10 protein-coding genes are annotated in these 12071 nt (G+C 65.5%); 6 read left to right on the forward strand and 4 right to left on the reverse strand.

Annotated features, from left to right (window positions below; genetic code table 11):
- Window positions 1-11 precede the first annotated feature (11 nt).
- On the reverse strand, window positions 12-893 hold the full coding sequence (locus GOC52_RS15180) for a sigma-E factor negative regulatory protein (RefSeq protein WP_043402381.1): 882 nt from the start codon (window positions 891-893) through the stop codon (window positions 12-14).
- Complete coding sequence (rpoE, locus tag GOC52_RS15185; protein WP_010482816.1) at window positions 890-1510, reverse strand: RNA polymerase sigma factor RpoE; 621 nt, start codon at window positions 1508-1510, stop codon at window positions 890-892. The genes GOC52_RS15180 and rpoE overlap by 4 nt, the downstream gene beginning before the upstream one ends.
- A gap of 235 nt (window positions 1511-1745) precedes the next feature.
- On the opposite strand from rpoE, the gene GOC52_RS15190 reads away from it, so the two are divergent.
- Window positions 1746-3809 (forward strand): 3-hydroxyacyl-CoA dehydrogenase NAD-binding domain-containing protein, encoded by a 2064-nt coding sequence (locus GOC52_RS15190; protein ID WP_043402385.1) that lies wholly within the window; start codon window positions 1746-1748, stop codon window positions 3807-3809.
- 169 nt (window positions 3810-3978) lie between these two features.
- Here the strand turns inward: GOC52_RS15190 and GOC52_RS15195 are convergent.
- A protein-coding gene (locus GOC52_RS15195; RefSeq protein ID WP_191849791.1) for an IS3 family transposase occupies window positions 3979-5321 on the reverse strand; the annotation gives its coding sequence in 2 pieces (ribosomal slippage) (window positions 3979-4874 and window positions 4874-5321; 1344 coding nt in all).
- A gap of 564 nt (window positions 5322-5885) precedes the next feature.
- Between GOC52_RS15195 and GOC52_RS15200 the strand changes: the two genes are divergently transcribed.
- From GOC52_RS15200 to GOC52_RS15210, 3 genes are all read left to right on the forward strand, one after another.
- A complete protein-coding gene (locus tag GOC52_RS15200; RefSeq protein WP_029550874.1) occupies window positions 5886-6749 on the forward strand; it encodes a pirin family protein in 864 nt (287 codons plus the stop codon).
- A 121-nt stretch (window positions 6750-6870) separates the two neighbouring features.
- Window positions 6871-7590: an aquaporin Z gene (gene aqpZ, locus GOC52_RS15205; RefSeq protein WP_126559738.1), complete on the forward strand. Its 720-nt coding sequence runs from the start codon at window positions 6871-6873 to the stop codon at window positions 7588-7590.
- Between the two features lie 194 nt (window positions 7591-7784).
- The gene (locus GOC52_RS15210) at window positions 7785-8243 is read left to right on the forward strand and encodes a hypothetical protein (protein WP_010482811.1); all 459 of its coding nucleotides are present in this window, start codon (window positions 7785-7787) and stop codon (window positions 8241-8243) included.
- Between the two features lie 128 nt (window positions 8244-8371).
- On the opposite strand, the gene GOC52_RS15215 is transcribed toward GOC52_RS15210, so the two are convergent.
- Window positions 8372-9223: a pirin family protein gene (locus tag GOC52_RS15215; protein WP_049481948.1), complete on the reverse strand. Its 852-nt coding sequence runs from the start codon at window positions 9221-9223 to the stop codon at window positions 8372-8374.
- A 215-nt stretch (window positions 9224-9438) separates the two neighbouring features.
- On the opposite strand from GOC52_RS15215, the gene GOC52_RS15220 reads away from it, so the two are divergent.
- Window positions 9439-11520: a carbon starvation CstA family protein gene (locus tag GOC52_RS15220; protein ID WP_010482809.1), complete on the forward strand. Its 2082-nt coding sequence runs from the start codon at window positions 9439-9441 to the stop codon at window positions 11518-11520.
- Window positions 11520-11744 (forward strand): YbdD/YjiX family protein, encoded by a 225-nt coding sequence (locus GOC52_RS15225; RefSeq protein WP_005410613.1) that lies wholly within the window; start codon window positions 11520-11522, stop codon window positions 11742-11744. The genes GOC52_RS15220 and GOC52_RS15225 overlap by 1 nt, the downstream gene beginning before the upstream one ends.
- Window positions 11745-12071: the final 327 nt, after the last annotated feature.

The following is a 12071-nucleotide window of genomic DNA, read 5'->3' on the forward strand; positions in this document are numbered from 1 at the left end:
AAGCGCCCGGCTCAGTCGCGCGGGCGCGGCGGCACCGGCAGGTCGTCCTGCAGGCGCGGCTCGAACGGGTAGAACGCCGCGCCCCCGGCATGGGCCGGGAAGCTCGCATTGAGCGCGCCGCCGGCAGCGGGCGCCAGGCTGGAGCGCGGCCACGGTCGCGCCTGCAGGCCACCGACCTCACCGAACGGCATGTTGCGGCTGGCATTGGCCGGCACGGTCGGGGTCAACGGCGCCTGTGCGGCGGCCACAGCGCGTTGCGGCATGTCCTCACGCTGGGCGGCACGCGCGGCCTGCTGGCTGCGGGTAGCGCTGGCGCGACGGGTGTCCTGGCGCCGGCTGGCTGCCGCCATGGCCACTGCCGGTACACCGGCCGCGGCCATTGCGGCGTTATCCACCGAGGCTTCGGTCACCGGAGCCGGCGTCGTCGGTGCCGGCGCGAGTTCGGCCTGGCTGGCGATCACCTGCGGTGCCAACGGCTCGCCCGGGGTGGCCTCCTTCAGCTTCTCACCGCCCATGAACAGGGCCACCGCCGCCACCGATGCGGCCAGTGCGGCGCCACCGCCCCAAGCCCGCCAACCACTGCGGCGTACCTGACGACGCGGCTCGGCCTGCGGCGCCGGTTCGGCGGCGATGGCGGCGGCCACGGCGGCGCTGAAGCCGGCCGGCGCCAGCGCCGACGCCTGTCCGCGCATCACGTCGCCCAGCAGCTGCCAGCGTTCCTGGCAGCCGGCCAGCTCGGGGTCGTGCTCCATCCGGCGCAGCAGGAAGCGCGCTTCATCGGCGCCAAGCTCGCCATCGACCAGGGCCGACAGCTGCTCGCGATGGCGCTGGTCCAGGCGCTGCCCGGCGGGCGATTGGTGGTTCTGCGATTCGTTGAACGGATTACTGGTCATACGCGGCTCTTCTCACGGGTGGCGCTGCCGATGTCCAACAGCGGCCGGAGTTCGGTGTCGATCGCCTCGCGCGCCCGGAAGATCCGTGAGCGCACGGTGCCGATCGGGCACCCCATTTTCTGCGCGATATCCTCGTAACTCAGGCCTTCCACCTCGCGCAGGGTGATCGCCAACCGGAGCTCTTCCGGCAGCGCGTTGACGGCCTTCATTACCGTCTGTTCCAGTTCCTGGCGCATCAACTCGCGTTCGGGCGTGTCGGTGTCGCGCAGGCGCGTCCCGCTGTCGAACTGTTCGGCATCCCCGATGTCGATGTCATCGGTCGGCGGTCGGCGATTGTGTGAAGCCAGGTAGTTTTTGGCGGTATTCACGGCGATTCGATGCAACCAGGTTGAGAACTGGGCATCGCCACGGAAACTTCCGATCGCGCGGTAGGCACGGATGAAAGTGTCCTGGGCGACGTCCTGACATTCGCTCCAGTCGGCGATGTAGCGACCGACAAGGGCCACCACGCGATGCTGGTACTTGCGCACCAGGACATCGAACGCGGCGCTCTCGCCGTGCTGCACGCGCCGGACCAGTTCCAGATCCAGCTCCTGAGGTGTATCAACATCGGCCATGAGGGGCCGCACTCCTGTCAGCCCAACCGACGTCGGGCAATGAGACTGCCAATCCCGGGAAAAGTTCAGTCGCCGATCACCTGGCGCCGCACCAGCTTTTAACCACCGTTCCGTTAGCGTTCCGGTCCACGGCCATGGATCCGGGGTCGCCACTCCCCTGCTATTGGGATTTGACGCGGGGGAAACAACCTCTGGATCATAGCCGCTTCTCCATACACAACCGGATGGAACGTCCATGCTCTCAGGCTTCGATGGTCTCCGCTTCAGCCACTGGCACCCCGAGATCCGCGACGACGGCGTGGTGGTTCTCTCCCTGGATCGTCAGGACAGCAGCGTCAACGCCATGTCGCAGGACGTGCTGCTGGAACTGGGCGACCTGCTCGAGCGCATTGCACTGGACCCGCCCAAGGGCGTGGTGATCCAGTCGCTGAAGAAGGCCGGCTTCATTGCCGGTGCGGACCTGAAGGAGTTCCAGGAGTTCGACCGCCGCGGCACCGTCAACGACGCCATCCGCCGCGGCCAGGCCACTTACCAGAAGCTGGCCGAGCTGCCCTGCCCGACCGTGGCGGCCATCCACGGCCACTGCCTGGGCGGCGGCACCGAACTGGCACTGGCCTGCCGCTACCGCGTGGCCTCCAATGACAGCAGCACGCGCATCGGCCTGCCGGAAACCCAGCTGGGCATCTTCCCCGGCTGGGGCGGCAGCGCGCGCCTGCCGCAGCTGGTCGGTGCGCCGGCAGCGATGGACATGATGCTGACGGGCCGCACCTTGTCGGCCTCGGCCGCGCGTGGCATCGGCCTGGTCGACAAGGTGGTGGCGCCGGCGGTGGTGCTCGACACCGCCGTGGCGCTGGCACTGTCCGGCACCACCCGCCCGTTCAAGCAGCGCGCGACGGCCTGGGCCACCAACACCTGGCTGGCACGCACTTTGCTGGCACCGCAGATGGTCAAGCAGGTCGCACGCAAAGCCAAGAAGGACCAGTACCCGGCGCCCTACGCGCTGATCAGCACCTGGCAGCGCAGCGGCGGCAAGCCGATCCAGGCGCGTCTGGATGCCGAACGCCGCGCCGTGGTGAAGCTGGCCAGCACGCCGACCGCGCGCAACCTGATCCGCATCTTCTTCCTGACCGAGCGCCTGAAGGGCCTGGGCGGCGGTGACTCCGGCATCCGCCACGTGCACGTGGTCGGCGCCGGCGTGATGGGCGGCGATATCGCCGCGTGGGCCGCCTACAAGGGCTTCGAGGTGACGCTGCAGGACCGCGAGCAGCGCTTCATCGACCCGGCCATGGAACGGGCGCAGGCTCTGTTCGCCAAGAAGGTGCGCGACGAGAGCAAGCGCCCGGCGGTGGCCGCGCGCCTGCGTGCCGATCTGGAAGGCAACGGCGTGGCCGAGGCCGACCTGGTGATCGAAGCAATCATCGAGAACCCGGAAGCCAAGCGTGCGCTGTACCAGACGCTCGAACCGAAGATGAAGCAGGACGCGCTGCTGACCACCAATACTTCGTCGATTCCGCTGGTGGAACTGCGCGACCACATCCAGCGCCCGGCGCAGTTCGCTGGCCTGCACTATTTCAACCCGGTTGCGCAGATGCCGCTGGTGGAGATCATCCATCACGACGGCATGGCGCCGGAGACCGAGCGCCGCCTGGCCGCGTTCTGCAAGGCGCTGGGCAAATTCCCCGTGCCGGTGGCCGGCAGCCCGGGCTTCCTGGTCAACCGCGTGCTGTTCCCGTACATGCTGGAAGCCGCCACCGCGTATGCCGAGGGCATTCCGGGCCCGGTGATCGACAAGGCCGCAGTGAAATTCGGCATGCCGATGGGCCCGATCGAACTGATCGACACCGTGGGCCTGGACGTGGCCGCAGGCGTCGGCCGCGAACTGGCACCGTTCCTGGGCCTGCAGATTCCGGCCGCACTGCAGACGGTGGAACCGGACAAGCGTGGCAAGAAGGACGGCCAGGGCATCTACACCTGGGAAAACGGCAAGCCGAAGAAGCCGGACGTGGCCAGCGATTACCAGGCCCCGGCCGATCTGGAGGACCGCCTGATCCTGCCGCTGTTGAACGAGGCCGTGGCGTGCCTGCACGAGGGCGTGGTGGCCGATGCGGACCTGCTGGATGCGGGCGTGATCTTCGGTACCGGTTTCGCCCCGTTCCGCGGCGGTCCGATCCAGCACATCCGCGCAGTGGGAGCCGATGCGATCGTCGAGCGGTTGAAGGCGCTGCAGCAGCGCCACGGCGACCGTTTCGCCCCGCGCCCCGGCTGGGACAACCCCGCCCTGCGCGAACCAGTGGTTTGAGTTTATCGGCCGGGCCTGCGGCCCGGCACCCGCAGAGGCAACCGCCGAAGCAAAAGCCAGAGCCAGAGCCAAAGCGGCTCTGGCTTTTCTGTTTGTTGGGCGGGGCGGTGTCGGGTTGCGGGGACGCCGTAAACCCGTCCTTGAAGTGACCCCCGAGACTTGGACGGGGTCAGGCGGCCGATTGGGCCTGCTCCCGGTACTTTACCGGGCTCAGGCCTTTCAGTTTCAGTTTGATGCGCTCTTCGTTGTAGTACTGGATGTATTCCACCAGCCCAGCCTCCAGACTCTCGATGCTGTCAAAGCTGTTCAGATAGAAGAACTCCGACTTCAGCGTCCCGAAAAAGCTCTCCATTGCCGCATTGTCCAAGCAGTTGCCACGCCGGGACATGCTTTGCTTCAACGAGTGCTTTTCCAGCATGTGCCGGTAGTTTTCATGCTGGTACTGCCAGCCCTGGTCAGAATGGATCATGGGGCGCTCATCCGGGGAAAGCTTGCTGATGGCCTCCTCCAGCATCTGACCCACCAGATCGAACACGGGCTGGCGCTTGATCTGATAAGCCACGATTTCACCGTTGTAGAGGTCCATGATCGGCGACAGGTACAGCTTCATGCCCTGCACCTTGAACTCGGTCACCCACTTCTGGTTGGGCCGCTCGGCCTGGAACTCACGATTGAGGTCATTGCCAACCACAATATTGGCCGCCCCCTTGAAGGCCCGATAGCGCTTCACGCGCACGCGCGATTTCAGGCCCATCTCCCCCATCAGGCGCTGTACCCGCTTGCGATTGGTCCGATGGCCCTGATTGGCCAATTCCAGCGTTACCGTGCGATAGCCATAGCGCCCTTGGCTTTGATCGTAGATTGCACGGATGCGCTCGCGCAGATCTGCCTCGTCCTGATCCGGATGGGCCAGGACATGGTTCTGGTAATAGAACGTACTGCGTGACAGCTCTGCCGCTTCGAGCAGAAGCGACAGTGTATGAACCTGCCTCAATCCTTGGATGGCTTGCGCTTTGCGTCTTGCGCCGCCTGCTCTTCCCGGATCAAGGCATCGAGTTTTTTTAGGTAGTCGGTCTCCGCACGCAGATAGGCGACTTCCTTGAGCAGCTCATCGCGGCTCATATCCTCAGGTGGCTTGGACGAACGGGTCTTTTTCATCAGCTTTCGGGGCGGCGGCAGGGGCGGTGCCAACGCTTGGGCACCGCCCTGAGCATACAGGCGCCGCCACTGCCCCACTGCGCCGGCATCACCAATCTGAAAGTAGGTGGTGGCTTCGCGCCCGGACATGCCGTCCTGGCTCATCTTCTCCAGGACAGCCAGCTTGAACGCGAGGTCATAGGACCGGGCCTGGCGGTGAAACCCGCGCCAACCGTGCAGCCGATAGGTCGCCACCCAGCGCCTGACCGTGGAGAACTCCAGGCTGTGGCGACGAGCAACGGCTTTGACCGATGTGGAGGTCTTGCAGGCCTCTTTGGCGACCTGCAGTTTGAAACGCGCGTCGTATCTGTTCATGTATCCCTCGGGGTTGGGTCTGGTGTCCAACTCCCGGGGGTCACTTCACCTTGGGGGCTTGGCCGCGGCATCCATGCCGCGGACACCCCGCAACCCGACACCGCCCCACCCCTGACAGTTTCCCGGTGACGGTGGGTGAACTGCGATGGCTGGTAGATGTCGACGTTGGTCGGCACGGATCATTACGAACTGGTGGGTGTCGACCTTGGTCGACACCAGGAGCGAAGCGACCGGCGTTTGATTCTGACTTTGATTTTCTTTTTTCTTCTCCGTGGCTGGACGCACACGGAAACTGTCAGAGGCCGGGCGGGGGGGTGGCGCAGGGGCGTGAGCCGCATGGATGCGGCGATCGAGCTTACATGGACGTACTTGCAGCGTCCCCTGCGCCACCCACCCGCCCGGCCAAGCGCGGCTTCTGCTTTTGCTTCTGCCTTCAGCGACCAACCCCACAGCCACGAGGGGCTGCGCCGTTGGCTGGAACAACCTGTTACCCATACGGGGCATGTGCCCGTCACAGCTGCATGCGATGCTGACCACCTGATCCCTGCCAGCGAGAACGCCCGCATGACCACCATCATCGCCCCGCGCGTGCACGACATCGGCGGCCTCGAAGTCCGTCGCGCCGTCCCCACCCTGCAGGCGCGCAGCATCGGCTCGTTCGTGTTCGTCGACCAGATGGGCCCGGCACTCATGCACCCCGGCACCGCCATCGACGTGCGCCCGCATCCACATATCGGCCTGGCCACCGTGACCTACCTGTGGTCGGGCGCGATCGGCCACCGCGACACGCTGGGGTCGGACCAGGTGATCCGTCCCGGTGACGTCAACTGGATGACCGCCGGTCGCGGCATCGCCCATTCCGAGCGCACGCCGCAACCGGACCGCGACCATGACAACCCGATCCACGGCATGCAGACCTGGGTGGCGTTGCCGAAGTCGCATGAGGAAATCGAACCGGCCTTCTACCACCATGCCGCGGCCACCCTCCCCGAGCAGCGCCGCAATGGTGCCTGGCTGCGGGTGATCGCCGGGCGCGCCTATGGCGAGGAATCGCCGGTGAAGGTGTTCGCCGACACCCTCAACGTAGCAATCGACCTCGACCCGGATGCGGAGATCGATATCGACAATGGCCACCGCGAGCGCGCGTTGTACATCCTCGAAGGCGACGCACAATTGGACGGCGTGGACATCCCCGCCCAGCACCTGGTGATCCCCGAAGCCGGTGCGATAGGTCGCCTGCGCGCGAAGACGCCGGTGAAGGCGATGCTGTTCGGCGGCGAGCCGCTGGATGGCCCGCGTCACCTGTGGTGGAACTTCGTGTCCAGCTCGAAGGAGCGCATCGAGCAGGCCAAGCACGACTGGGAGGCCGGTCGCTTCGGCACCATCCCGGGCGACGACAAGGAGTTCATACCGCTGCCGCAGTACTGAACATCGCGTGTTGCACACATCCGAAGGTGTATCCCTGCACCCGGCGTTGACACTACAGTCACCCGCTGATCACTGAAATGTGACATAAATCACACTTTCAACCGTCAAAGGAGTGCAACACATGAGCATGGGTAAACGCTTGTCCGCCGAGTTCCTCGGCACGTTCTGGCTGGTTCTGGGTGGCTGTGGCAGCGCGGTGCTGGCCGCCAAGTTCGGTGGTGACGGCAATCCGCTGGGTATCGGTTTCCTCGGCGTGGCGCTCGCCTTCGGCCTGACCGTGGTGACCGGCGCCTATGCGTTCGGCCACATCTCCGGCGCGCACTTCAACCCGGCAGTCAGCGTCGGGCTGTGGGCTGGCGGCCGCTTCCCGACCAAGGACCTGGTGCCGTACATCATCGCCCAGGTCGCCGGCGGCCTGATGGCCGGCTTCATCCTGCTGCAGATCGCCTCCGGCGCCAGTGGCTTCGCCATTGATGGCAGCCAGGCCGGTGCGTTCGCCAGCAACGGCTATGGCGCGCTGTCGCCCGGCGGCTACAGCGTTGCGGCCGCCTTCCTGTGCGAGGTGGTACTGACGGCGGTGTTCCTGATCGTGATCATGGGCGCCACCCATGGCAAGGCGCCGGCCGGCTTCGCGCCGCTGGCGATCGGCCTGTCGCTGACCCTGATCCACCTGATCAGCATCCCGGTCACCAACACCTCGGTGAACCCAGCCCGCTCCACGGCGGTGGCCTTCTTCGCCGGCAGCGGCGCGGTCAGCCAGTTGTGGCTGTTCTGGGTCGCTCCGCTGCTGGGCGGCGCGATCGGCGGCATCATTTACAAGTGGATCGGCAACGACCGCTGAGGCCTGCGAACCATTGCGGCCGACCTTCGGCCGCAATGGTTACGCTTGTAACCGCAATTTGTGCGATTGCTCACGTTCCGTTAAGGTTGAGTTGACCGTCCGTGCACATGCCGGCCGGGGTGGCATCCGGGGATGGGATGCCAAGGCTGCCGGTCCATCCGGCGGAGCCAACGACACACCACCTTGGGGGATGCATGAAGTTCGCGCCTGTAGTGTTGTCGAGCCTGCTGTTCGCTGCGGCCCAGGCCGCTGCGCAGGCTCCCACCGAATGTCCTTCATTGCCGGCCAGCAGTGGCCTGCAGTGGCAACAGCAGGCACAGGCCGATTTCCTGGTCTGCCGCGCCAGCACCGGGGACGGCCGCGAGGTACTGAGCCTGATGCTCAGTGCGCGCGATCCCAACCTTCCATTGAACCGCTCGCTGCGCCAGGAAAAGGGCAGCTTCGGCGGTGAGTCGCTGTACTGGTACCAGCCCGATCTGGGAGGCCAGCAGCCGCCCGGCTATGCCGAGCGCCGCATCAGTGTGGTCAAGCTCGACAAAGGGCGTTACGCGCAGATTTCGCTGTATCCGGACAGCGCCCAGGAACTGGGCTCGCTGCAGCAGCTGGCGCAGGGCATGAGCCTGACCCCGTCGGCCGTGGCCGCGGGGCGCTGAAGGTGACGGGGATGACTGCCTGGCAGCATCCCCGCAATGCGACCCGATCCGACGGTAGTGCCGGCCGCTGGCCGGCAAACGCTTCGTTCCCGATCAGAAGAGGTTGCCGGCCAGCGGCCGGCACTCCCTCAGAACTTGCCTTCCTGGAAATCGACGAAGGCCTGCATCAGTTCCTGCCGTGTGTTCATCACGAACGGCCCGTGGCGCATCACCGGTTCGCGCAGCGGACGGCCGGCCACCAGGATCAGCCGCGCGCCTTCGCTGCCGGCCGAAAGGTGCAGCTGCTCACCGCCGCCCAGCACCGCCAGCTCCTGGCGTGCCACGTCACGCGCGGCGTCCTGCTCCCCCACGGTCACGCCACCTTCGAACACGTATGCAAAGGCGTTGTGCCCTTCCGGCAACGCATAGGTCCAGGCGCGATCCGGGGCCAGCGTGATGTCCAGGTACAGCGGATCGGTGGCCGGCTGCACGATCGGGCCCTGCGTGCCATCCACGCTGCCGGCAATCACCTTCACGTCCACGCCCGGCTCCGGGTGCACCACGGGAATGCGCTCGGGCGCGAATTCCTGGTACTTCGGATCCGTCATCTTCTCCTTCGCCGGCAGGTTCACCCACAGCTGGAACCCGCGCATCTGCCCGCTCTCCTGCTCGGGCATCTCCGAATGCACCAGGCCACGGCCAGCGGTCATCCACTGCACGCTGCCCGGGGTCAGCAGGCCTTCGTTGCCGTGGTTGTCGCGATGCCGCATGCGCCCGTCGAGCATGTAGGTGACGGTTTCGAAGCCGCGGTGCGGATGCTCCGGAAACCCGGCGATGTAGTCCTCGGCACGATCGGTACCGAACTCATCGAGCAGCAGGAACGGATCCAGGTCGGGCAGCGTGGGGCCACCGATGACGCGGGTCAGGCGCACGCCGGCACCGTCGGAGGTGGGCATGCCACGGATGGTCCGCAGCACGCGGACCGGTTCGGGAAAGCTCATGGCGACTCCTGTTGGATGGATGCCACTGAAGATGGGCGCCACACGGCCGCACGCCAATGGACGGCGCCGCAACCGATTGTTCCATCCCTGATGTTCGCTGCACGTCAGCACAACAAACGTACGACCAAAGTACTACCGCCGATTCGTCCTGTGCCAATTGACCCTGTCGAGGGCACGCGGGACTCTTTGTCTGTCTTTCCGGGAGAGAGCACCTCATGAAAGGGTTTTCCAAACTGGGCTGGGCGGTACTCGCCCTGCTCGGCGCATTCTGTCTGGGCACCGTGGCCCTGCGCCGCGGCGAACACATCAACGCACTGTGGATCGTGGTGGCAGCGGTTTCGCTGTACCTGGTCGCCTACCGCTTCTACAGCCTGTTCATCGCCAACAAGGTGATGCAGCTGGATCCGACCCGGGCCACCCCGGCGGTGATCAACAACGATGGCCTGGACTACGTGCCGACCAACAAGCACGTGCTGTTCGGCCATCACTTTGCCGCCATCGCCGGTGCCGGCCCGCTGGTCGGCCCGGTATTGGCTGCGCAGATGGGCTACCTGCCCGGCCTGTTGTGGCTGGTGGTGGGCGTGGTGCTGGCCGGCGCGGTGCAGGACTTCATGGTCCTGTTCCTGTCCAGCCGCCGCAACGGCCGTTCGCTGGGCGACCTGGTAAGAGAAGAGATGGGCCAGGTGCCCGGCACCATCGCGCTGTTCGGCGCGTTCCTGATCATGATCATCATCCTGGCGGTGCTGGCGATGGTGGTGGTCAAGGCGCTGGCCGAAAGCCCGTGGGGCATGTTCACGGTGATCGCGACGATGCCCATCGCGATCCTGATGGGCGTGTACATGCGCTACATCCGCCCCGGCAAGATCGGCGAGATCTCGGTGGTTGGCCTGATCCTGCTACTGGCTGCGATCTGGTACGGCGGCAAGGTCGCCGCCGATCCGGTCTGGGGCCCGGCGTTCACCTTCACCGGCACCCAGATCACCTGGATGCTGATCGGCTACGGCTTCGTCGCCTCGGTGCTGCCGGTGTGGCTGCTGCTGGCCCCGCGTGATTACCTGTCGACCTTCCTCAAGATCGGCACCATCATCGCGCTGGCCATCGGCATCCTGGTGGTGATGCCGGAACTGAAGATGCCGGCGCTGACCCAGTTCGCCGCCAGCGGTGATGGTCCGGTGTGGAAGGGCGGCATGTTCCCGTTCCTGTTCATCACCATCGCCTGCGGTGCGGTCTCTGGTTTCCATGCCCTGATTTCCTCGGGCACCACGCCGAAGCTGCTGGCCAATGAAGCGCACATGCGCTACATCGGCTACGGCGGCATGCTGATGGAATCGTTCGTAGCGGTGATGGCACTGGTGGCCGCATCGATCATCGACCCGGGCATCTACTTCGCGATGAACAGCCCGGCCGCGGTGATCGGTGCCGACGCGGCCTCGGCGGCGCACTACATCACCAACACCTGGGGCTTCACCATCACGCCCGAACAGCTGACTGCGACCGCGGCGGCGATCGGCGAACCGACCATCCTGCATCGTGCCGGTGGTGCGCCGACACTGGCGGTGGGCATCGCGCAGATCCTGCACGAAGCAATTCCCAGTGGCAGCGACGCGATGATGGCGTTCTGGTACCACTTCGCGATCCTGTTCGAGGCGTTGTTCATCCTGACCGCGGTGGACGCCGGTACCCGCGCCGGACGCTTCATGCTGCAGGACCTGCTGGGCAACTTCGTGCCGGCCCTGAAGAAGACCGAGTCGTGGACCGCCAACATCATCGGTACCGCAGGCTGCGTGGCGCTGTGGGGCTACCTGCTCTACACCGGCGTGGTCGATCCGTTCGGTGGCATCCAGACACTGTGGCCGCTGTTCGGCATCTCCAACCAGATGCTGGCCGGTATCGCGCTGATGCTGGGCACGGTGGTGCTGTTCAAGATGAAGCGTGACCGCTATGCGTGGGTTACCGCAGTACCGGCAGTGTGGCTGCTGATCTGCACCACCTACGCCGGCTTCATCAAGATCTTCGACAGCAACCCGGCACAGGGCTTCCTGGCACAGGCACACAAGTTCCAGGCCGCGCTCGCCAGCGACACCATCACCGCACCGGCCAAGTCAGTGGCGCAGATGAAGCAGATCGTGGTCAACGCCTACGTCAACACCGGCCTGACCGCGCTGTTCCTGCTGGTGGTGGGCGCGGTGCTGGTGTATTCGATCAAGACCATCCTGGCGGCCCGCCGCAATCCGCAGCGCAGCGACCGCGAGACCCCGTACGTGGCGCTGAAGCCGCATGAAATGGTGGATCTGTGATGAGCACGCAACTGGTTCCCGCCGGCCAGTACCAGGCCCACCGCCGCATCTGGCGGCGCCTGGTGCAGACCGCACGGCTGTGCTGTGGCATTCCTGATTACGACAACTACGTCCGGCACATGCTGGAAAAGCATCCGGACCAGGAGCCGATGGACTACAAGACGTTCTTCCGCGAACGCCAGGAAGCGCGTTACGGCGGACGCAATGGCGGCCGCTGCTGTTGAGGGTTGGGTGCCGGGCTTGCAGCCCGGCGCCCGCAAAAGCCCGAGCAACTACAAACTGCAACTGCAACTGCTGGAGCGTCGGCTCTGGGTTTCTGTTTGCTTGGCGGGGCGGTGTCGGATTGCCGGTGACGGCGAGACACATGCGGGGTCAGATCCGTTTTCCGAAAGAAGACGGATCTGACCCCGTTTTATTTATCGATATCTGACAGAAAAATGGTGTCGACCAAGGTCGACACCTACCAAAAGCCGCGCGTACCAGCAGTCGCCGTTACCCACAGCCGCGTGAACCTGTCGAAGGCGGGTGGGTCCGGTTGAGGGGGCGTGAGC

Origin of the sequence: Stenotrophomonas sp. SXG-1, assembly GCF_014083965.1 — a bacterium.
GTDB lineage: Bacteria > Pseudomonadota > Gammaproteobacteria > Xanthomonadales > Xanthomonadaceae > Stenotrophomonas > Stenotrophomonas geniculata.